Origin of the sequence: Cryobacterium levicorallinum (genome assembly GCF_004402405.1) — a bacterium.
Taxonomy (GTDB): Bacteria; Actinomycetota; Actinomycetes; order Actinomycetales; family Microbacteriaceae; genus Cryobacterium; species Cryobacterium levicorallinum.
In genome coordinates, this window is the sequence record NZ_SOFE01000014.1 from 260,195 (window position 1) to 281,298 (window position 21,104).

The 21,104-nt window shown below is 64.6% G+C and carries 16 protein-coding genes and 3 pseudogenes; 10 read left to right on the top strand and 9 right to left on the bottom strand.

Features of this window, described 5'->3' with window-relative positions:
* Positions 1-465 precede the first annotated feature (465 nt).
* The 7 genes and pseudogenes from E3O11_RS08540 to E3O11_RS08570 all read left to right on the top strand — a co-directional run bounded on the left by E3O11_RS08540 (position 466) and on the right by E3O11_RS08570 (position 6,292).
* Entirely contained in the window at positions 466-1,245 is a 780-nt protein-coding gene (locus E3O11_RS08540) for a carbon-nitrogen family hydrolase (RefSeq protein ID WP_092448065.1), read from the top strand.
* 110 nt (positions 1,246-1,355) lie between these two features.
* A pseudogene (locus E3O11_RS18700) lies at positions 1,356-1,505 on the top strand (DUF2848 family protein); the annotation flags it as partial.
* Positions 1,459-1,704 (top strand): DUF2848 family protein, encoded by a 246-nt coding sequence (locus tag E3O11_RS18705; RefSeq protein ID WP_166787532.1) that lies wholly within the window; start codon positions 1,459-1,461, stop codon positions 1,702-1,704. The pseudogene E3O11_RS18700 and the gene E3O11_RS18705, both read left to right, overlap by 47 nt.
* A 242-nt stretch (positions 1,705-1,946) precedes the next feature.
* Positions 1,947-2,204, top strand: a pseudogene (locus E3O11_RS18125) (IS1380 family transposase); the annotation flags it as partial.
* 102 nt (positions 2,205-2,306) lie between these two features.
* Positions 2,307-3,635, top strand: a complete 1,329-nt coding sequence (locus E3O11_RS08560) for a M20 family metallopeptidase (RefSeq protein ID WP_092448067.1) — start codon at positions 2,307-2,309, stop codon at positions 3,633-3,635.
* 39 nt (positions 3,636-3,674) lie between these two features.
* A complete protein-coding gene (locus E3O11_RS08565) occupies positions 3,675-5,252 on the top strand; it encodes an AbgT family transporter (protein WP_092448068.1) in 1,578 nt (525 codons plus the stop codon).
* Between the two features lie 68 nt (positions 5,253-5,320).
* The gene (locus E3O11_RS08570; protein WP_092448069.1) at positions 5,321-6,292 is read left to right on the top strand and encodes an ATP-grasp domain-containing protein; all 972 of its coding nucleotides are present in this window, start codon (positions 5,321-5,323) and stop codon (positions 6,290-6,292) included.
* Positions 6,293-6,387: 95 nt separating this feature from the next.
* Here E3O11_RS08570 and E3O11_RS08575 read toward each other — a convergent pair whose 3' ends face one another.
* Positions 6,388-6,675: a glutaredoxin family protein gene (locus E3O11_RS08575; RefSeq protein WP_092448070.1), complete on the bottom strand. Its 288-nt coding sequence runs from the start codon at positions 6,673-6,675 to the stop codon at positions 6,388-6,390.
* 161 nt (positions 6,676-6,836) lie between these two features.
* Here E3O11_RS08575 and E3O11_RS08580 point away from each other — a divergent pair, with 161 nt between their 5' ends.
* On the top strand, positions 6,837-7,781 hold the full coding sequence (locus E3O11_RS08580; protein ID WP_092448071.1) for a cytochrome b/b6 domain-containing protein: 945 nt from the start codon (positions 6,837-6,839) through the stop codon (positions 7,779-7,781).
* Positions 7,782-7,791: 10 nt separating this feature from the next.
* On the opposite strand, the gene E3O11_RS08585 is transcribed toward E3O11_RS08580, so the two are convergent.
* The 3 genes from E3O11_RS08585 to mmsB form a co-directional block, all read right to left on the bottom strand.
* A complete protein-coding gene (locus tag E3O11_RS08585) occupies positions 7,792-8,550 on the bottom strand; it encodes an EI24 domain-containing protein (RefSeq protein ID WP_092448072.1) in 759 nt (252 codons plus the stop codon).
* An 87-nt stretch (positions 8,551-8,637) separates the two neighbouring features.
* Positions 8,638-10,122 (bottom strand): CoA-acylating methylmalonate-semialdehyde dehydrogenase, encoded by a 1,485-nt coding sequence (locus E3O11_RS08590; RefSeq protein ID WP_092448073.1) that lies wholly within the window; start codon positions 10,120-10,122, stop codon positions 8,638-8,640.
* Between the two features lie 30 nt (positions 10,123-10,152).
* Complete coding sequence (mmsB, locus tag E3O11_RS08595; RefSeq protein WP_092448074.1) at positions 10,153-11,055, bottom strand: 3-hydroxyisobutyrate dehydrogenase; 903 nt, start codon at positions 11,053-11,055, stop codon at positions 10,153-10,155.
* A gap of 112 nt (positions 11,056-11,167) precedes the next feature.
* Here mmsB and E3O11_RS08600 point away from each other — a divergent pair, with 112 nt between their 5' ends.
* Complete coding sequence (locus E3O11_RS08600) at positions 11,168-12,070, top strand: LysR family transcriptional regulator (protein WP_241991053.1); 903 nt, start codon at positions 11,168-11,170, stop codon at positions 12,068-12,070.
* 79 nt (positions 12,071-12,149) lie between these two features.
* Here E3O11_RS08600 and E3O11_RS08605 read toward each other — a convergent pair whose 3' ends face one another.
* On the bottom strand, positions 12,150-13,538 hold the full coding sequence (locus tag E3O11_RS08605; protein ID WP_092448076.1) for an MFS transporter: 1,389 nt from the start codon (positions 13,536-13,538) through the stop codon (positions 12,150-12,152).
* 180 nt (positions 13,539-13,718) lie between these two features.
* Here E3O11_RS08605 and E3O11_RS08610 point away from each other — a divergent pair, with 180 nt between their 5' ends.
* A complete protein-coding gene (locus E3O11_RS08610; RefSeq protein ID WP_092448077.1) occupies positions 13,719-14,372 on the top strand; it encodes a hypothetical protein in 654 nt (217 codons plus the stop codon).
* Between the two features lie 99 nt (positions 14,373-14,471).
* Here the strand turns inward: E3O11_RS08610 and E3O11_RS08615 are convergent.
* From E3O11_RS08615 to E3O11_RS08630, 4 genes and pseudogenes are all read right to left on the bottom strand, one after another.
* Positions 14,472-15,928 (bottom strand): annotated as a pseudogene (locus E3O11_RS08615) (MDR family MFS transporter).
* Positions 15,929-16,101: 173 nt separating this feature from the next.
* Positions 16,102-18,570: an excinuclease ABC subunit UvrA gene (locus tag E3O11_RS08620; RefSeq protein ID WP_092448078.1), complete on the bottom strand. Its 2,469-nt coding sequence runs from the start codon at positions 18,568-18,570 to the stop codon at positions 16,102-16,104.
* A gap of 39 nt (positions 18,571-18,609) precedes the next feature.
* Positions 18,610-19,665, bottom strand: a complete 1,056-nt coding sequence (locus E3O11_RS08625; RefSeq protein ID WP_092448079.1) for a hemolysin family protein — start codon at positions 19,663-19,665, stop codon at positions 18,610-18,612.
* Positions 19,658-21,025, bottom strand: a complete 1,368-nt coding sequence (locus E3O11_RS08630) for a hemolysin family protein (RefSeq protein ID WP_092448080.1) — start codon at positions 21,023-21,025, stop codon at positions 19,658-19,660. Before E3O11_RS08630 ends, E3O11_RS08625 begins: the two co-directional genes overlap by 8 nt.
* Positions 21,026-21,104 lie beyond the last annotated feature (79 nt).

A 21,104-nucleotide genomic window follows, 5' to 3' on the forward strand; every position in this document is an offset into this window, starting at 1 on the left:
GCACATCGCTGTCGGCCGTCGCAAGCCAGGTTGCGCGCTGCAGAGAGACGAGATGTTCCAGATGGGCGGCAGTCTCGGCCAGAGTGGCTCGTTAGCCGTGTGGATCCAGGCTCTCCGGGCAGCGTGAACGGGTGATTCTCTGTGCCATTTTCCACAGGCTGAGTGAGGGAAGTGTTCCAGCGTTCTGGAGTACGTCCTCGGCTCGGTCGACGTGATGGTCACGCAGCGAGGTGCTGCGTTCGGCGACACCGAGGAAGGTATACTCGTGCGCCGGACAGGCCTAGGACCCATCTCACGAAGTCCACGGATCCCAAAGCGACGTCCTCGTTTGTGGCGCCGGAATTTGAGCCCGTGAGACGGGGGATTCCCGCGTAATTTCGTACAAGGCCTCGAGATCGGAAGATGGGGAAGGGGAAATCGACCGCTTAGGAACCCTGCTTCGCAGAACCTAGAAGGGCACTGACAATGCGTATTAGCCTCATCCAAGTAGCCAGCCCCGACAACGAAACAAGCAACGAGCGCCGTGACAGAGTATCAAAAATGGTGCTCGGAACCGACGCAGATTTGGTGGTTCTGCCTGAACTATGGGCTGCGGGGTACTTCAACTTCGATCGATACTCTGAAGAGTCCGAGCCGTTCGAGGGCCGCACAGTCACTGACGCCGCCGCGTGGGCTCTCCAACTCGGATGCTACGTCCATGCGGGAAGCTTCATTGAACGGGGCTCCAACGGCGGCTACCACAACACTGCAGTCCTGCTCAGCCCTGAAGGCGGCGTAATTCACTCGTACCGGAAAATCCACGTCTTCGGCTACGAATCCCGTGAAGCTGAACTATTGTCGCCCGGAACCACAGTCACAACGAGCCCATCAAGGTTGGGTCGGATCGCGGCTACTACTTGCTACGATCTCCGATTCCCGGATCTGTGGCGATCGCTCGTAGACTCGGGAGCAGAAATTGTGGTGACCCCCGCCGCTTGGCCTCTGACCAGACTCTCGCACTGGCGCCTCTTCACAGCGACACGCGCCGTCGAAAGCCAAATACTGATGATCGCCTGCAACGCAGTCGGCGAGCAGCAGGGGGTGGTCCTCGGCGGCCATTCCTCGGTCATCGATCCCTGGGGAAACATCCTCCTGGAAGCACGAGACCGTGAGGGGGTCTTCAGCGTAGACGTATCCGACGACATCGTGAAGTCCGTCCGTAGTGAATTCCCGGTGCTCGGCGACCGTCGCCCGGTACTCCCCTGAAGAGCAAAGAAAGTAATCTATGAAATTCCGACCTCGCCAACTCTGCTGAGCGTAGCTCTGCCCAATTACACAATTCCACGGGCACCGTCGTAGACTCTGCCGAACGTGATCAGGCTGCCGTTCAACGCCACATCGATGAGCTTGCCGCCATGGGCGTAGCCGCGCCACCCCGAGTCCCTATGCTCTACGCGATGGCGACTAATCCGTTCCAATTTGGGAAATCGTGTCTGCCTCGGCCGAGCAGGCTCTGGTGGAGTTGAGCCCGTTCTCCCCCGGGCCAGTGCGGAGTGGCTCCTCACCGTCGGTTCCGACCGTACCGACAAGGCTATTGAGCGCGAAAGCATCCCTCACTTGAGGGAGAGGCCTGGGGAACCCTGCCTCTCTTCGGCCATCCGCCTCCAGAGCGAACGGCGTAGCCTGAATCCACTGGTCGACCTGAGATTTTTCACGGCGCGTTAAACCGAGAATGCCACTCTGACCAGCGAAAATAGTTGTTAGTAAGACAAATTATTTTACGCTCAGGGAGACATCTCGTAGATGCAACTTTCTCACACTCACCGGGGCGGATTCCATGGACGATATGGCCATGCTCCGACACGGTGCTCTCCGGAAACTGGTCAAGGGAACTTACGCACCGTCGACGTTGGGATCCTTTCTGCGGGCGTTCACCTTCGGCTACTCCGGTGTTCGCGGCCTCAACAACCGTCGACGCCGACAAAACCCACCGCCACCATGCAATCATCGAAAATTTGGACGCCGATATGAAAGCGTCGGCGATGGCGCACTTCCCGTCCAGCGTATTCACCGCCAACGCCGCCTGACTCGTGCTGGCCTGCATCGCGTTCAACCTCACCCGCGCCGCCGGTACTCTCGCCAGTCCCGCCCTCGGAAAAGCTGTCACCGCGACCGTCCGCCCCAAACTCATCAACGTCGCTGCGAGGATCTCCACCGATTGGCGACCTCAGTCCAAGTCCACCGGCGGCAAACCGGCGCAACGGCCGGAGATTGCGGCGTAGGTCAGGATGGTGCCACGAGATAATCACCTTGTCTAGTGTGGATATATGAGTCATTCGATAGTGCCGACCACCACTTATCTTCAGAAGCTTCAGGCCGACACTGCGCGGAGGATGCAGACCTCGGTGCCGGTGCCATCGCGGTTCGCCGGGGCCCCGGAGGAACTGGTAAGCGTTGTCGAAGCCCACGTCGAGGCGCTTGCTAAGGATCTGCGGGACGTCGTTCACAGCCTGCACGCCGACCCGGAGACCGCGTTTCTTGAGCACCGCAGCGCCGCCTATTTGGTGGAGCTGCTCGGTCGCCACGGGATAGCCGCACAGCTCGGCGTGCACGGGGTTGATACCGCAATTCGCGCCGAGATCGGGTCGGGCGACGGCCCGGCCATCGCGATTCTCAGCGAGTACGATGCTTTGCCTGACGTGGGGCATGGCTGCGGCCACAATGTGATCGCAGCGGCCGGAGTCGGTGCCTTCCTCGCGCTGGCGAACACACTCATTGAGAATCCCAACGCATTCACGGGCCGGGTGGTATTGCTCGGCACCCCCGCTGAGGAAGGCTTCTCGGGCAAGGAGGTGATGGCCAGGCACGGTGCCTTCGATGGTCTCGACGCCGCGATCATGGTGCACCCCTACGGTTACGACCTCGCCGACCAGGTGTGGCTCGGCCGCCGGGTGCTCACCGTGACGTTTACGGGCGTCGCGGCGCACGCATCCGCTCAACCTTTTATGGGACGCAATGCCCTCGATGCGGCAACCTTGGCGTATCAGGCCGTTGGCCTGCTGCGTCAGCAGCTGCCGCCGGTGGACCGCGTGCACGCCGTGATCAGCGAGGGGGGAACTCGGCCGAGCATAATTCCTGAGCGGGCGGTGCTCGAGTTCTACGCCCGCTCCAAATTCGCCGAGACCCTCAAGGACCTCAGCGAACGGCTGAACGGCATCGCCCGAGGCGCGGCCTTGATGACCGGAACCAGCGTCGAGGTCGACTGGGATGAACACGCTCCCACCCTGCCGGTGCGAACGAACGACGCGCTCACCGAACGGTGGGTCGCTGCCCAGCAGCGCCGCGGCCGCCAGCCGCTGCCGCTCGGTGTGGTGTCGGAAACCATCGCAGCGTCGACCGACTTCGGCAATGTCAGCCATCGCATCCCCGGTATCCACCCACTGATCAAGATCGCGGCACCAGACGTTGCCCTGCACACCCGAGAATTCGCGGCGGCTTCAGCAACGGATGCCGCCGAGCTCGGCGCCCTCGACGGAGCCTGCGGCCTCGCGCTCACCGCCCTCGACTTTCTCTGCGACGCCGAGCTGCGCCGGAGCGTGGCCGAGGAGTTCGCGGAGCAGGGCGGCGCGATCGATGTGCCGCACTTCTTCGACTGACTCCTCATTCACCGATCAACGCGAAGCAAGGTGGGCCCCATGTCTTCACAACCGTCCCTAACCCGGCGCAGCGCCCTGATCGATCGTGTTCTCGGCGGAATCGAACGCGTCGGTAACAAACTGCCAGACCCGTTCATTCTCTTCCTCCTGCTCTTTGGCATCACGGCGGTGGCGTCGACCGCGATGGCGTGGGCAAATGTCACGGTGCAATTGCCCGGAACCGACGAGATCACGATGGTCAAGGGCTTCTTCACTGCGGAGGGGCTCACCTGGTTCACCCAGAATATCGGGGTCAACTACCTGGGCTTCCCGCCGCTCGCGACGGTGCTGCCCATCCTGCTCGCGGTAGGTGTAGCCGAGAAGTCCGGTCTGCTCGCGGCGCTGATCCGCAAGGCCTTCGGATCGGCGCCGCGCTGGTCACTGCCCTATGCCGTGGCGTTCGTGGGGGTCGTTGGATCGATCATGTCTGATGCGGCCTTCGTAGTCATCCCTCCGCTGGCCGCAATGGTATTCAAGGCAGCCGGCCGGCACCCGGTGGCTGGGCTGCTCGGCGGGTTCGCGGCCGTGGGTGCCGGCTACTCGACCTCGCTGTTCGTGACGAGCCTCGACGCATTGTTCGCCGGAATCACAACGTCTGTGACGCAGAACCTGCCCAACGCCGGTTCCGCCGTTACCCCGGTGTCGAACTATTTCTTCAATGTGGCCTCCGCGCTCGTACTCATCGCCCTGGCCGGCTTCATCATCGACAGAATCCTCGAACCGCGTCTGGGCCGCCAAGGGATTGCTCGCGAAGAGATCCTCGACGATGACGCCGTGTTGGTTCCCACCGTGATGAACACGCGACTCACGGACACCGAGAATCGCGGCCTGTTCTGGGCGTTCGTGGCCGGCGTCGTGGTCGCCGGAGTGATCCTCATCGGCGTGCTCTTGCCCGAATCCCCGTGGCGCAACGAAGACGGCGAGTTCTTGCCGCGCTCGCCCTTGTTGAGCTCGATCGTGTTCATCGTCTTCGCCATGTTCGTGATTCCGGGTCTGGTATATGGCAAGATCACCGGTTCCATCGCCAGGGGCAGTGACGTGCCCCGCGTGATGGGGCAAGCCATCAAGGACATGAGCGGATTCCTCGTGCTCGCGTTCATCCTCGGCCAGTTCATTGCCCTGTTCAATTTCTCCGGAATCGGGAGTTGGCTCGCCGTTGCAGGAGCCGGGGGCCTTGAGTCCATCGGCCTCACCGGATTTTCGGCCGTCGTTGCCTTCGTACTGCTCGCCTCGCTGCTGAACCTTTTCATCATTTCAGGCTCGGCGATGTGGACGCTGATGGCCGCCGTGTTCGTGCCGCTGTTCGTGCTCCTTGGCTACGAACCCGCGTTTATCCAAGGTGCCTTCCGAGTGGGAGATTCAGCCACCCAGGTGCTGACGCCCCTCAACCCGTACATGCTCGTGCTGCTCACGATGCTGCGCAAATACGAGCCACAGGCGGGGCTCGGTACCATAATTGCCCGCATGCTGCCCTTCGCTGTCACGTTCTGGCTCGCCTGGGTAGCCGTGCTGAGTGTCTTCTTCTTTTTCGACCTGCCGATGGGCCCGGGCAACGGCATCATGATTCCGCAGCAGTGACAACGCAAGACCCAAGGAATACGCCGCGCCGGAGCCTCCTTAAGTTCATTGCAACCGAAAGGATTTACATGACTTCCAGCCTGCCCACGGTCTATGCCCTGCACGAGAACCCCGAGTGGTTTCCACCGTTCACCCGGGCGTTTAAAGCAGAGGGTATGGAGGTGAAGGAATGGCTGCTCACCGACGGGGTTCTCGACCTGGATTCGGTGCCGCCGGAGGGAATCTTCTGGTCGCGCATCAGCGCATCCGCTCACACCCGCGACCACGGAATGTCGAAAGACTACGCGCGCGCCGTACTGGCCTGGCTCGAGGCCCACGGCCGCCGCACGGTGAATGGCCGGCGCGTACTCGAACTGGAGATGAGCAAGGTCGAGCAGCTGGTCGCGCTCAAGGCCGCCGGTATCGACACCCCGCGCACCGTGGCAGCGGTGGGCCGCGAGCAAATTCTCGCCGCGGCGCAGGACTTTGCCGCCCCGTTCATGACCAAGCACAATCAAGGCGGCAAGGGCCTGGGGGTGCGCAAGTTCGACAGCCAGGACGAGCTCGCCGAGTATGTGGCCTCCGACGAGTTCGAGGAGCCGCAGGACGGCATCACACTCATTCAGGAATACATCCAGGCCAAGGAGCCCTTCATCACCCGGGTCGAGATCGTGGGGGGCGAGTTCATCTACGCGGTCAAGGCCGATACCGCGCGGGGCGGCTTCCAACTCTGCCCCGCGGATGCCTGCGCCATCGACCCCATCACGCGCGAGCTGATCATGCCTCCCGGCGCCACCATCGCACCCGTAGCCGGTCAGCAGCTGTTCAGCCTGCGCGAAGACTTCGACCACTCAATCATCGAGAAATACCTTGAGTTCGCACGCCGCAACGGCTTGGAAGTCTGCGGCATCGAGTTCATTGAAGCTGAAGACGGCCGTGTGCTCACCTACGACGTGAACACCAACACGAACTACAACGCGCTCGTCGAGGCCGAGGCGCCTCGCTCGGCTCCACTGGCCCTGGCCGGCTACCTCAAGGGGCTCGCGACCGGCCAGAAATAAGCCGAGACGGTCGAACCCGCGCCGACGCGCCCGTCACGGTCGGCAGCGGCGGCCGCCGCTCCCGCGGTCACGCCGCGCCACGTGGTGGCTTCAGGCTATGAGATGACGCCGAGCGCGGTGAGCTTTGCGTGCAAGGCGGCGTCGGTGGGCTCGACGACGTGGGTGTTGTCGGGGAAGGCGATGACCGGAATCTTGGTGAGGCCGCTAATGGCCTTGGCCCGGTCGGCACCACCTTCGACGGCCTCAAGGTCGACATAGTCGTAGTCCACGCCCAGGGTGTCGAGCAGCTTCTTGGAGCGACGGCAGTCGCCGCACCACTCGGCACCGAACATAGTGATGTGCTGGCGCTGGCTCTGGACTGTGGGTGCGGCTGTGTCAGTCATTCTCTGAGTCCAAAGGTGTCACATCCGCTTATGCCGAGTGCGGCACTGCGCGACCGGGCAGGATTTGTGACCTACCGCGTCAGTGATCTACACCCCGGCCCGAGGGACAAGTAGCCTTGCGTGGACGCCGCGGCAAACCGCCCGCGCGGGAACGGAACAGGATGACGACGGGTGCCTCCCGGGCGAGTGCATTTCAGGCGAGTCGGTGGTTGCGGCTGGTCTGGATCGTGCCTGCGATTCTGGTGGCACTGGCCCTCGTCGCGCTCGCAGCCCACGGACTGCGTACCCTTCCATCCATCGAATCCTTCCTGCGCAGCTATCCCGGCGTCTCCACCCACCCGGCGGCCACCCCGATCGGAGTGCCGGCCTGGCTGGCCTGGCAGCACGGGCTCAACGCCTTCTTCATCCTGTTCGTCATTCGCACCGGCTGGCAGGTGCGCACGACCAAGCGCCCGTCCATTTTCTGGACGCGCACGAACACCGGTGTGGTGCGCACCAGGAATCCCCCGATTCGGATCACCCTCGACCTCTGGCAGCACATGGTCTTCGACACCCTGTGGGTGATCAACGGCATCCTTTTCTATGTTCTGTTGTTCGCGACCGGGCAATGGCTCAAAATTGTGCCCACCAGCTGGGACGTCTTTCCCAACGCCGTGTCTGCCGGCCTGCAATACGCCTCGCTGAACTGGCCGACCGACAACGGCTGGGCGTACTACAACGCCCTGCAACTGCTCAGTTACTTCACGGTCGTGTTCGTGGCAGCACCCATCGCGCTCGTTACCGGCCTGCGCATCTCTCCCGGGCTCTCCGCCCGGTTTCGGCCCCTGGACCGGGTCTTTCCCCTGCCCGTCGCACGCAAGCTGCACTTCGCGGCTCTTATCTTCTTCGTGGCATTTATTGTCGTGCACGTTCTGCTCGTGCTCACGACCGGTGCCCGCGCCAACCTCAACCACATGTATGCGGCACGCAGCGCCACGGGCTGGCTCGGCGTCTGGATCTTCGTCGGCTCGATCCTGCTGACGGTTGCAGTCTGGGTAGGGGCGCGCCCGGTCGTGGTGCGCGCCATCGCCGCGCGCAGCGGGCGCATCATTCACCGCAAGCGCTAAACCGCAAGCGCTAGGCGGTCCGGGCCTCGGCCTCAAGAACGTCCCGGCTCAGCAGTGCGGCGCCCGCGACCGCGGCGGGCATCACGATGACCGCCGCGCCCGGAATCAGGAACAGCAGGTAGGTGAGTACGCCGAAACCGAGGCTGCGGGATCGGCGGGCGCGCAGCATCCGTCGTCGCTGGCTGAGGGTGAAGCCACGGGCGTCGAAGGCGAATCCGGTGAGTTCAAGCGCGAGGATCCAGCCGCCCAAAACGGCCCCGAGAACGAGCGCGAGCAGCTGACCGAGACCGGGAATCAGGCCGCAGATAAGCAGCAGCAGAGCGACCAATGCCGCGAGGGCGATGAGTCGCACTGCGTCACCGATCGACCATAGCAGGCCGCGCTTCGCTTCGACCGGCGCGTCGCCGAGGCTGGTCTCGACCGCGCGCCAGATGCGCTCGTAGAAGGGGTCGCCGACCAGCAGCGTCACGGCCACAAAGGTGTATGCGAGCAAGAGGATGCCGGCCGCCGCGACCGCAACGCCGGTCACGACCCGCATCCCAGTGCGCCACGGATCATCCCACCCGCTCGCGAATGGACTGATAGCGACGGCAATCGTCTCGAGGTTGACCAGCACCACCACGATCCCCGCCAGATAGACGAGGCCGACGATGAAGGCGGGCAGGGCGCCGAGCAGCATCAGGCGGGGTGAGGTAATCCACATTCTGAGGCCGCGACCGAGAAATGCGGCTCCGGCGAAGAACTCGATCCTGGCGGGTGGACGGGTCATAGGTGTGGGCGTGGTTGAAGGCGGCACCCCCACACCCTAACCCGCCGCCGTGAAAGCCAGGCGGATCCCCGCGGGGACCCGCCTGGCTTAGGCGAGCTGCGGAAACCCGAGGTCGATCTCGGAGCTGGCCGGGTCAGGCCAGCGGGTCGTGACGACCTTGCCCCTGGTATAAAAACGGATGCTGTCTGGCCCGTACATATGCGCGTCACCGAACAGCGAGTTCTTCCACCCGCCGAACGAGAACGATCCAACGGGCACCGGAATGGGCACGTTGATGCCGACCATTCCCGCTTCGATCTCGAACTCGAACTGCCGGGCAGCCCCGCCATCGCGGGTGAACAGGGCGACGCCGTTGCCGAACTCGTGCTCGTTGACGAGCGTCACGGCCTCGTCGAAGGTGTCAACGCGCACGACCGAAAGCACCGGGCCGAAGATCTCATCGTCATAGACCTGCATTCCGGGGGTGACATGGTCGATCAGGCTGACGCCGAGAAAGAAGCCGTCGCTGTCGAAGTTCTGGGCGCGGCCGTCGACGACCATCGTGGCGCCGGCTGCCTCAGCGCCGGCCAGGTAGGACGCGACCCGGTCGCGGTGTTCTCCGGTGATGAGCGGTCCCATTTGCGAGACCGGGTCGGTTCCGGGACCGACGGTGAGGGTCTTCATGCGCTTTTCGATCGCGGCGACGAGGTCGTCGGCGATGCCGCCGACGGCCACAAGCACGCTCACGGCCATACAGCGCTCCCCGGCCGATCCGTACGCGGCGTTGATGGCGGCATCCGCTGCCATGTCGAGGTCGGCATCGGGCAACACGACCATGTGGTTCTTGGCCCCGCCGAGTGCCTGCACCCGCTTGCCGTTCGCGGCTGCCCGGCTGTAGATAGATTTCGCGATCGGAGTGGACCCGACAAAGCTGATCGCCCGGACTTCCGGGTTGTCGAGCAGCTCGTCGACGGCCTCCTTGTCCCCCTGCACGACGTTGAGCACCCCGGCGGGCAGTCCGGCTTCCGTGAAGATCTCGGCGATGAAAATAGCCGATGAGGGGTCTTTCTCGCTCGGCTTGAGCAGCACGGTGTTGCCGCAGGCGAGGGCGCTGCCGATCATCCAAAGCGGCACCATGGCTGGAAAGTTGAACGGGGTGACGCAGGCGACGACGCCGACGGGCTGGCGCACCGAGTGCACGTCGATCCCGTGCGAGACCTGCTGGGAGAAGTCGCCCTTGAGCATGTGGGCGAGCCCGGTCGCGAACTCGATGTTCTCGAGCCCGCGGGTGATCTCGCCGGCCGCGTCGGAGAGCACTTTGCCGTGCTCGCTCGTGAGAATCGCCGCGAGTTCACTGGTGCGCTCGGCGAGCAGCTCGCGCACCTTGAAGAAGATGGCGGTGCGCTTGGCTAGACTGCTGGCCCGCCACTCCGGCAGTGCCGCCCTAGCCGCCTCGATCGCGTCGACGACGACAGCGCGGGAGGCCAGGACCACCTGCTTCTCCTGCACGCCAGTTGCCGGGTTGAACACCGGGCCGAACCGTTCAGCCGACTCGACGCGCTGGCCGTTGATGTAGTGGGGAATTGTTTGCATGGGGGTGCTCTTTCTGATGGGTGACGTGGTTCAGGCGCTCGGCTGCAGGGTGCCGTCGACGAGTTTGACGATCATCGAGCAGTCCTTGCCTCCCTCGCCCTCATCGATCAGCCGCTGAAACAGCTCGGCAACGTGCTCGCCGATTTCGAGCGGGGTGTTGGTCGCACGGGCGGCCGCTATGGCGAGGCCGATGTCCTTGCTCGCGAGCGCGGTGGTGAATGTGGGGGCGAAATCCTGGTTGGACGCGGCCGTCGCGACGACATCCTTGATCGGATACCAGGTGCGCAGCGCCCAGCTGTCGCCAGAAGAAACGGATGCGATATCCCAGAACACCTGCTTGTCCAGTCCCAGCCGCTCGGCCAAAACGGCGCCCTCGGCGGTCGCGGCCAGGTTGATGAAGAGCATCAGGTTGTTGCAGATCTTCGCAGCCTGACCGGTCGTTGCTGCCCCGGTGGGGATGATGTTAGCCGCCATCGGCTTGATAAACGCGGTCGCGTCGGCCACCGCGCCGGCCTCGCCGCCGATCATGAAGGTCAGTGTTCCGGCCTTCGCACCGCTAATGCCGCCGGAGACCGGGGCATCGACGAACCGAGAGCCCGCCGCTGCTGCGGCATCGTGCAGCGCCTGGGCGGTCGCGATGTCGATGGTGGAGGAATCCACCAGCAGAGTTTTCGTGTCAGTGTTGGCCAGCACGCCGTCGGCACCGAAATAGACCGAGCGGGCATGCTCCCCCTTGGGCAGCATGGTGAAGACGACATCAGCCCCGGCCACGGCCTGGGCAATGCTGCCGACGGCGGTGACGCCCCCCGTCACTGCGGTGGCGACGGCATCCGGATTCAAATCGAACCCGCGTACCTCGTGGCCGGCGGCCACCATATTGGCTGACATGGGTCCACCCATGTTGCCCAGCCCGATCCAGGCGACTACTGACATGTGAAGCTCCTTTGCTTGTGTTCCTCCACCCTCGCAGCCGGATAGAGTGCAATCAAGGCAAAATTTCACAGGGAGTATGTGCGCAGATGCACAGCCTCGAAGGGACCATTCCGTGAGTTCATACCAGCTTCCGAGCCCGAACGACCTGCTCGTACTGCTCACCGTGGCCCGGCTGGGCCGGTTCAACGCGGTCGCCGAGGCACTCGGCACCACCCACACGACGATTTCGCGGCGCATCCTCTCGCTCGATCGCGAACTGGGCGGTCGCACGCTCGAACGCAGCCCGCACGGCTGGGAGCTCACCGAGCTGGGGCGGCACGCGGTCAGCGCGGCCGAAGCGATCGAAGATCGGCTCGGCGCGCTCAGCACGGCGATCAGTCAGACAGATCCGCTTTCCGGGCTGCTGCGCATCAGCACGATCGACGGATTCGGGGCTGAGGTCGTCACGCCGGCGCTCGTGAAGCTGCAACAGAGTCACCCGCGCATCAACATTGAGATGTTCAGCGCCACCCGCAAAGTGAGCCAGAACCGGTCGGGGGTCGACCTGGAAATCGTGGCGGGGCGCAACGACGTCAACAATGCACAGGCGGTTTTTCTCACCAACTACTTTCTGCGGCTGTACGCGAGCCGCGGCTACCTGCTCGCCCGCGGTGTTCCCGCGTCGCTCGACGATATTCCGTCGCACGGTTTTGTGTCCTACGTCGAGAGCGCACTGCTCGTCACCGACCTCGGCTACCGGTCCTCTGAGCTGCCCGAACCCGCCACGACCTTTCAGGCGACCAGCCTGTTCGCGCAGCTGGAAGCCGTGCAGGCCGGCGCCGGAATCGGCCTGCTGCCCAATTTTCTCGTACACGACCGGCCCGAATTCGTGCCCGTCCTGCGCGACGATTTTCAGCGTCAGCTGCCGATTTGGGCCGTGGTGCGGGCCGAATCGCTACGCTCCCCGGTGGTGCGCGCCGCGATCGAGGCCATCTCGCTCGAGATCGCGGGTCGACCGGCGGCCTTCACCGATTGACCGGGCGAGCGGATGTGCGTCACTCGCGCAGCGAGATGGCCCGATCGACGAGATCGGGCCATCGCTTCGTTCCGCCGAGCTAGCGGCGACCGGCCCCAGCCAAATCGGCGGCGGCGGCGCGATCGGCCGATTCGGCGGCATCCGCTGCATCAATGTCGTGCAGCGAGAGGCCGCGCGTTTCCTTGAGGGTCAGCACAACGAGGGCCGTCAGGAGGCAGGCTGCCGCGAGGTAGATGGCCACCGGCACCGAGGAATCGAAGGCGGAGAGCAGGCTCACGGCGATGATCGGGGCGATCGAGCCCGCGATGACCGAGGTGACCTGGTAGCCGAGCGAGACGCCGGAGTAGCGCATGCGGGTGGGGAACATCTCCGCCATGATGGCGGGCTGGCCGGCATACATGAGGGCGTGGAACAGCAGACCCAACATAATCGCGACGATAATGATGAAGTCGTTCGCGGTATCCATCATGGGGAAGGCGAAGAAGCCCCAGGTGCCGGCGAGGACGGCACCGAGGAAGTACACCGGGCGGCGGCCGACTCGGTCGGACAGGTGGCCGACGAGCGGAATGACACTGAAGTGCAGGGCGTGGGCGAGGAGTAGAAGCAGCAGTACCCGCGAGGTGTCCATCTCGACGATGATCTTCAAGTAGGTGATCGAGAACACCACCACCAGGTAATAGAGGATGTTCTCGGCGAAACGCAGGCCCATTGCGGTGAAGACGCCGCGCGGGTAGCGACGGAAGACCTCGACGATGCCGAAGCCCTTGTCGCCCCCCATGACCTCTTTCTGCGCCTTGAGAAAGATCGGCGCATCGCTGACCTTGGTGCGAATGTAATACCCGACCAGCACGATCACGGCGGAGAGCCAGAACGCGACGCGCCAGCCCCAGCTCAGGAAGGCCTCATCGGAGAGGGTCGAGGCGAGTACGAACAGCACGCCGGTGGCCAGTAGGTTTCCACCGGGCACAGCGGCCTGGGGCCAGCTGGCCCAGAATCCGCGCGACTTCTCCGGGCTGTGCTCGGCGACGAGCAGCACGGCACCGCCCCATTCGCCGCCGACCGCGAAGCCCTGAATGAAGCGCAGGAGCACGAGCAGAACGGGCGCGAGGTAGCCGATCTGCTGGAAGGTCGGCAGACAGCCCATCAGGAAGGTGGCGACGCCGACGAGCACGAGGCTGAACTGCAGCAGTCGTTTGCGGCCGAACTTGTCGCCGAAGTGTCCGAACACGATGCCGCCGATGGGGCGGGCCAGGAACCCGACCGCGTAGGTGGCGAAGGCGGCGATGATGCCCTCGAGCTCACTGCCCGCGTTGGGAAAGAACAGGGTGCCGAAAACCAGGGTTGCCGCGGAGGCGTAGAGAAAGAACTCGTACCATTCCACGACCGTGCCGGCCATGGAGGCTGCCACGACCTTTTTCAGTCCGGACGTCTGTACGTCCTGTCGGGAATTGGATCTGGTCGTGCTCATGGGATTCCCCCTCGTGTCGTCATTGACACAACGTGCGTGCACGTCGTCTGGCTCGTCTTAGCTTGCGCTTCGCACTGCTGACTGTCAAAGGCGATTCGCACAGGGGCGCCGTGCAGAAATGCACACGTGGTCTGAGGGAACGAACTCGGCAACGGTATTCTCAAAGGAACAAACAGTGAGGTGGGAACAACCGTGACGCACGCGCATCCGTTGCACGTCGACGTGGAGGTGCCGTGCCTGTGCTGCCTCGCGCCGCAGCCGTTTCACTTCACCGCGCTGAGCGACCAGGTGGTCTGCGCGCAGTGCGTGCACCACATTGGGGCTGAGAAGAGTGAGCGTCGCGACGCTGAGCACGTCAAGCTGTGGGCCGCTCGCTGGGCGGTTTCCGAGTCCGCGCACGAAGAATATATCGCCGAAACGGAGGCTCTCCTCGTCGCCCGCGACATTGATCTGACCGCCCTGCGCGCCCAGGTCACCGAGCTCAGTGCCGTCGTGGAAGGTCAGTTCGCGGACGGGATCGACGGAGTGCGTGCCCTGCTGCAGAATGATCTGGTCAAGCGGGCCGAACGCAATACCGAGCTGGCCCGGCGCCAGATTGACTGGGCGATGGGCGGCCTCTGGCGCATCGCTGGGCTGCACCACGACGACCCGGCTCAGCCGGCGAAGTGCTCCTGCGGACGCACGGCCGGCAGCTGCGCGGAGAGCAGCGCAATCGACGCGCTGAGGCAGGCGCTAGGCGACTGGGAGAAGAAAAACGTGCTGCTGCTGCAGGGTGGCCGCCGGCATGGACTGCCGGCGGACCACCCTGCGGTGCTGAACCAGCGCATCCGCTGAACCAGCGCATCCGCTGAACCAGCGCATCCGCTGAACCAGCGCATCCGCTGAACCAGCGCATCCGCTGAACCAGCGTGCTGCGCTGTGCAGGTGCGCGGGCTAGTGCCCGATCGGAACCGGCGCGTCGAGCGGCGGACGCCGTACCAGGAATGCTGCCGGAATGGCGAACAGCGAGATGATCGCACCGCACAGGAACGCACCGCGAATACCGGCGGCCGTCGCCGACACCTCGTTGACGCCCTGCGCGATCAGCGCGGCCGACTGCGAGGTCATGACGGCGATGAACAAGGCTGTGCCGATGGCGCCGGCGAGCTGCTGGACCGTGCCGACGACCGCGCTGCCGTGGGAGTACAGGCTGGGCCCCAGGGAGCCGAGACCCGAGGTGAACAGCGGTGTGAACAGCAGGGACAGGCCGGCGCTCATGCCGATGTGGGCGACCATGAGCATCCACGGTTCGGTGGTCTCGCCCATCCTGGTCATCGCCCAGAACCCGCGCTGACGAGGATCGACCCGGGAACCAGCAGGATGGTCGGGCCGCGACGGTCGTAGATACGGCCGACGAACGGCGCGAGCAGGCCCATGGTCAGCCCTCCTGGCAGCAGCAGCAGCCCGGTAGCGAGAGCGGTCATGCCGAGCACGTTCTGCATGTACAGCGGCAGCAGAATAATGGTGCCGAACAGGGCCAGCATGCTGATGCTGAGCATGGAGATCGACAGGGTGAACGTGCGCGAGGTGAACACGCGCAGGTCGAGCAGGGCACGATCGGTGCGCTGCAACTGCAGTTGGCGCAGCACGAACAGGGCCAGGGCAACCAGGCCGATGCCGAGCGGCAGCCAGCCGGCCATTGCTGCGCCGCCCAGGTTGCTCAGACCGTAGACGAACCCGCCGAAGCCGAAGGCCGAGAGGATGACCGAGAGCACGTCGATCGGAATCTGGCGCGGCGTGGTCACGTTCTGGATCCGTGAGGCGCCCAGGACGAGGGCGCCGATGGCGATCGGCAAGACCAGGATGAACATCCATCGCCAGTCGAGCACGCTGAGGATGATGCCCGAGATGGTCGGGCCGATCGCCGGGGCGACCGAGATGACGATGGAAATGTTTCCCATGGTCTTGCCGCGGGAGCTGGGTGCGACGAGGGTCATCACGGTCGTCATGAGCAGGGGCATCATGATGGCCGTTCCGCTGGCCTGCACGATGCGGCCGAGCAGCAGCAACTCAAAGCCGGGAGCGAGCGCGGCGATCAGGGTGCCGGTGCTGAACAGGGTCATCGCGGCGATGAACACCGGGCGGGTGTTGAAACGCTGAATGAGAAAACCGGTGATCGGAATGACCACGGCCATCGTGAGCATGAACGCCGTGGTCAGCCACTGCGCGGCGGTCGCCGTGATGCTGAGGTCGTCCATGAGGTGCGGCAGGGCCACACCCATGATGGTCTCGTTCAGAATGACCACGAACGCCGAGACCAGCAGCAGTCGAATCACCAGCTGGTTGCGCTTGGCATCGGCATCGGGGCGGCGGTCCACCGTGGTTGTGGGCACGCTGGCTGTTGTGGTCATAACTGGTCCTGACAGTGGTACGAAAAGGATATGCATAAAACGACATGCGAAAATTAGCGGCCGCCGCCCCCGAGCCGGCTCGCTGTGTGCGCCTCTAGGTGCAGCGTTTTGCAGGGTGTGAATTATTCCTGGGCACGCGAATTAGCCACCGAGAACCGGGTGAGGCGCGCGATTTAGGCCAGGCGGAGCTTGAGATAGGGCGCGGTGCGGCTGGTCGGGTGGGCCGCCACGGTCGCGGGGGTGCCGGCCGCGATGATTTGGCCGCCCTGGTCGCCACCGGACGGGCCGAGGTCGATCACCCAGTCGGCGGCGGCGATCACGTCCATCTCGTGTTCAACCACGACGACGGTGTTGCCGGCTTCGACCAGGCGTCCGAGCTGCTGCAGGAGCAGCTCGACGTCGGCCGGATGCAGCCCGGTCGTCGGCTCGTCGAGCAGATAGAGGGTGTGGCCGCGGCGGGCGCGCTGCAGCTCGGTCGCGAGCTTGATGCGCTGGGCCTCGCCGCCGGAAAGCTCGGTGGCTGGCTGCCCGAGTCGCAGATAGCCCAGGCCCACCTCGCGCAGGGTTTCGAGGCTGCGCGCGGCGACGGAGACGTCTTCGAGAAAGTCGAGTGCGGCATCCACTGTCAGGCCGAGCACCTGGGCGATGTTCTTGCCGCGGTAGGTCACCGCGAGGGTCTCGGGGTTGTAGCGCGAACCCCCGCAGTCCGGGCAGGGCGCGTAGCTGCCCGGCAGAAAGAGCAGTCCGACCGCCACGAAACCCTCACCGAGGCAGGTCTCGCAGCGGCCGCCGGCCACGTTGAACGAGAACCGTGACGCGGTGAAGCCGCGCGCCCTGGCGTCGTCGGTGGCGGCAAAGGTGGCTCGAACGGCATCGAACAGGCCGGTATAGGTGGCGAGGTTGGAGCGCGGGGTGCGGCCGATCGGCTTCTGGTCAACCTGCACCAGGCGATCCACGGCTTCGAGGCCGGTGACCGCGGCGACCGGGCTCGAGTCGAACTCGACTTCGGTATCGGGGTCGCCCAGATCGAGCACCGGAACGTCGTCGGGGTCGGGGTGCAGGTGTCGACCGACGGCCTCGGCGAGCACCTGGCTGACCAGGGTGGATTTGCCCGAGCCGCTGACGCCGGTGACGGCCGTCAAAACCCCGAGCGGAATCTGCGCATTGAGACCCTGCAGGTTGTGCCGGGTCACGTCGTGCAGGCCCAACCAGCCAAGCGGATGCCGCAGCTCTGCCCGCGCCACCGGCTCCCGGTCTGCGGCAAACAGGTACCGCCGCGTGACCGAGGCGTCGACCTCGGCCAGCCCCGCGGTCGGCCCGCTATAGAGCACCTCGCCGCCACCCTCGCCGGCCCGAGGACCGACGTCGACGACCCAGTCGGCGCGTCCGACGACGTCCATATTGTGTTCGACCACGAAGACGGAGTTGCCCGAGAGCTTGAGCTGCTCGAGCACGAGCAGCAGCGGCTCGGCGTCGGCCGGGTGCAGACCGGCCGAGGGCTCGTCGAGCACGTAGATCACCCCGAACAGGCCAGAGCGCAGTTGGGTGGCGATGCGCAGCCGCTGCATCTCGCCCGGCGAGAGCGTGGGGGTCGAGCGGCCGAGGGCCAGATAGCCGAGGCCCAGTTCGAGCAGCACATCGATGCGGCGCAGCAGGTCCCCGGCCAGGGTGACGGCCACCTCTGACACAGAGTCGCCCGACACAATCGGCCGCAGAACATCGGCCAGAGCCTTCATCGGCAGGGCGTTGAGCTCGGCGATCGAGTGACCGGCCACGGTGACGGCGAGGGCTTCCGGCTTCAGGCCACTGCCACCGCAGTCGGGGCACGGGCCGGTATCGACGTAGCGCAACACCCGCTGCCGCACGTTCGGGCTCTTGCTGTCGGCGAGGGTGTGCAGTACGAAACTCTTGGCGCTCCAGAACCGGCCCTGGTAGGGCTTGGCGATGCGGTCGCGCTGCGGCACGACCTCGACCACCGGCTGTTCCTCGGTAAACAGAATCCAGTCCCGGTCGGCTCTGGACAGGTCCTGCCAGGGCAGGTCGATGTCGTAGCCGAGCACCGCGACGATGTCGCGCAGGTTCTTGCCCTGCCAGGCACCGGGCCAGGCCGCGATGGCGCCGTCGCGAATGCTGAGGGTGGGATCGAGCACCATCGATGCTTCACTGACCGTGTGCGCCATACCCAGACCGTGGCAGCGCGGGCAGGCACCCATCGCGGTGTTCGGTGAAAAGGAGTCGGATTCGAGGCGACCGGCAGCATCCGCTGGATATATGCCGGCACGGGAATACATCATGCGGAGCGAGTTAGACAGCGTGGTGACCGTGCCGACGCTCGAACGGGAACTCGGTGTACCGCGTCGTTGCTGCAGGGCGACCGCCGGGGGCAGGCCGGTGATCTCATCGACGTGCGGGGTATGCCCTTGTTGAATGAGCCGACGGGCGTAGGGCGCTACCGACTCAAAGAAACGGCGCTGAGCCTCGGCAAAGATGGTGCCGAAGGCGAGCGAGGATTTGCCGGAGCCCGAAACGCCGGTGAAGGCCACGATGGCGTCCCGGGGCACATCGACGTTCACATTGCGCAGGTTGTTCTCGCGGGCACCGCGCACCCGCACGAAACCCTCGGATTGATTTTCACTAAGCATCCGAGCAAGTGTAGTTCGCTCGATTGGGAACCGCGCGGCTCAGATCGAGGTGGCGTCCTCGACCTGACCGACGAGCTCTTCGATGATGTCCTCCAGAAAGAGCACACCGGTCACGGTGCCGTTTGCGTCGAAGGACGTCGCTACGTGCGCTCCGAGGCGTCGCATCGACGCGAGCGCGTCTTCCAGCTCGCTGTCACACGACACGGATGCGAGACGACGCAGCCGTTTGCTCGGTACCGGCTGGGTGAAGGTGTCGCCGCTGGTGAGATCCATGACGTCCTTGAGGTGCAGGTAGCCGGTCGGCTGATCGTCGTCGTCGGTGAGGATGTACCGCGAGAATCCGTGCTGGCTGACGGCCCGCTGAATGTCGGCCGGTGAGGCCGTGGAGGGCAGGCAGACCATCGATTCGATCGGCACCTGCACGTCGGACACCTTTTTCGCCGTGAACTCGAACGCGGCTGTGAGCGTGCCGGAGGCATCCTGCAGCATGCCCTCGCGGGTGGACTGCTCCACGATGCTGGCGACCTCGTCGAGGGTGAACGCGCTCGTCGCCTCGTTTTTGGGCTCGACCTTGCACAGGCGCAGCACGCCGTTGGCTAGCCAGTTCAGGCTGAAGATGATCGGGTTGAACACCCGAGCCACGAACACGAGTGGCGGCGCCAGAATGAGGGCGGCCTTTTCGGGAACGGAGAACGAGATGTTCTTCGGAATCATCTCGCCGAAGACAACGTGCAGAAAGGTCACCAGAATCAGCGCGAAGCTGAAGGCGATCGTGCTGATCATGCCCTCGGAGAGGCCGGTGCCCGCGAGCGGGTATTCGAGCAGACCGTGAATGGCCGGCTCGGAGACGTTCAGAATGAGCAGTGAGCACACCGTGATACCCAGCTGGCTGGTGGCGAGCATGAGTGTGGCGTGTTCCATGGCCCACAGGGTGGTCTTGGCAGCCTTGCTGCCCTGGGCGGCGAGCGGTTCAATCTGGGAGCGCCGGGCGGAGATGACGGCGAATTCGGCGCCGACGAAGAACGCGTTCACCACCAACAGGACGACGAGCCAGATCAGTCCGGGCAAGTACGCGGTTAAATCGGCGCTACTCATGGATCAGGTCTTTCTGAATTTTATTGACGATGCGGTCGTGCGGGGTGGCGAGGCTCGGATCGGTCTCGGGGTCGACGGGCGTGTAGCGGACGCGGTGAACGCGTACGCCGTCGACGCGGTCGATGCGCAGCACGCCGCCCTCGATGGCGACCTCGTCACCGAGTTCGGGAATGCGATCGAGCTGATCGGCGAGGAATCCGCCGACCGTGTCGTAGTCGCCGTCGGTCGGGACGGTGACGCCGGCCCGGTCGAACAGCTCGTCGGGGCGCCAGGCCGCGTCGAACACGACCGACCGGCCGGAGCGGATGACGCCGGCCTTGGCCCGGTCATGCTCGTCTTCCAACTCGCCGACGAGTTCTTCGACGAGGTCTTCGAGGGTGACGATGCCGGCGGTTCCGCCGTATTCATCGGCGACCACGGCAATCTGGAACCCCTGCTGGCGCAGAGCGGCGAGCAGGGAATCTACGCCCATGGTCTCGGGAACGCGCAGGGCCTCCACTTTCAGGTCAGCGGCCGTCACCGTGGCCCGCTCATCCAGTGCAACGGCGAAGGCCTGTTTCACGTGCAATACGCCGACGATGTCATCGGCGTTCCTGTCGATCACGGGGAACCGTGAGTAGCCGGTGCTGGTCGCAAGACGCACAACGGCCTCGGCCGTGTCGGTGACATGAACAGAGGCCATGCGCACCCTCGGCGTCATGACATCGGCAGCAGAATGGTCGGAGAACCGCAGGGTGCGGTGCAGCATGGCGGCGTGGTCGTCGTCCAGCACCCCCTCGAGGGCTGAGCGGCGCACCAGAAAGCTCAGCTCTTCGGCGCTACGGGCGCCGGAGAGTTCTTCTTTCGGCTCGATGCCGAACCGGCGAATGATCGCGTTGGCCGTGTTGTTGAACAGCAGAATGACGGGTTTGAACACGGCCGTGAACACGGTTTGGGCCGGCACGACGATTTTCGCGGTTGCCAACGGCACGGCGAGGGCGAAGTTCTTTGGAACGAGCTCGCCGACCACCATGGAGAACAGCGTCGCGAGCGAGATCGCGATTATCGTTCCCAGCAGCGGCACGATGCCGGCCGGTACGCCCGCACTTGTCAGCGGCCCGCTGAGCAGGGATCGAATGGCCGGTTCGAAGGTGAATCCGGTCAGCAGCGTGGTGAGGGTGATGCCCAGTTGGGCGCTCGACAGGTGCGTCGAGGTGATCTTGAGCGCCTTAATAGTCGGACCGAGTCGCTTTTCGCCGCGATCGCGGCGAGCTTCGAGCTCATTGCGGTCGAGCGTAACCAAGGCGAACTCGGAGGCTACGAAAATTCCCGTTCCGACGGTGAGTAGGAGTCCTACGCCCACCATGATCCACTCATACATGTTGTGCTCCTCTCAGATCGAGAGGCATGTCGGTGGTGGCGGGCGAGGGTTTATGCGAGGGAGGGTCTTCCATTGTGCG

Bases quoted from the DNA above. Each gene is read 5' to 3' on its own strand.
- E3O11_RS08565 (WP_092448068.1), top strand. From the start codon at position 3,675: ATGTCTTCACAACCGTCCCTAACCCGGCGCAGCGCCCTGATCGATCGT.
- E3O11_RS08630 (WP_092448080.1), bottom strand. From the start codon at position 21,025: ATGTATGAGTGGATCATGGTGGGCGTAGGACTCCTACTCACCGTCGGA.
- E3O11_RS08580 (WP_092448071.1), top strand. From the start codon at position 6,837: ATGACGACGGGTGCCTCCCGGGCGAGTGCATTTCAGGCGAGTCGGTGG.
- mmsB (WP_092448074.1), bottom strand. From the start codon at position 11,055: ATGTCAGTAGTCGCCTGGATCGGGCTGGGCAACATGGGTGGACCCATG.
- E3O11_RS08585 (WP_092448072.1), bottom strand. From the start codon at position 8,550: ATGACCCGTCCACCCGCCAGGATCGAGTTCTTCGCCGGAGCCGCATTT.
- E3O11_RS08560 (WP_092448067.1), top strand. From the start codon at position 2,307: ATGAGTCATTCGATAGTGCCGACCACCACTTATCTTCAGAAGCTTCAG.
- E3O11_RS08570 (WP_092448069.1), top strand. From the start codon at position 5,321: ATGACTTCCAGCCTGCCCACGGTCTATGCCCTGCACGAGAACCCCGAG.
- E3O11_RS08575 (WP_092448070.1), bottom strand. From the start codon at position 6,675: ATGACTGACACAGCCGCACCCACAGTCCAGAGCCAGCGCCAGCACATC.
- E3O11_RS08590 (WP_092448073.1), bottom strand. From the start codon at position 10,122: ATGCAAACAATTCCCCACTACATCAACGGCCAGCGCGTCGAGTCGGCT.
- E3O11_RS08625 (WP_092448079.1), bottom strand. From the start codon at position 19,665: ATGAGTAGCGCCGATTTAACCGCGTACTTGCCCGGACTGATCTGGCTC.
- E3O11_RS08540 (WP_092448065.1), top strand. From the start codon at position 466: ATGCGTATTAGCCTCATCCAAGTAGCCAGCCCCGACAACGAAACAAGC.
- E3O11_RS08605 (WP_092448076.1), bottom strand. From the start codon at position 13,538: ATGAGCACGACCAGATCCAATTCCCGACAGGACGTACAGACGTCCGGA.
- E3O11_RS08620 (WP_092448078.1), bottom strand. From the start codon at position 18,570: ATGCTTAGTGAAAATCAATCCGAGGGTTTCGTGCGGGTGCGCGGTGCC.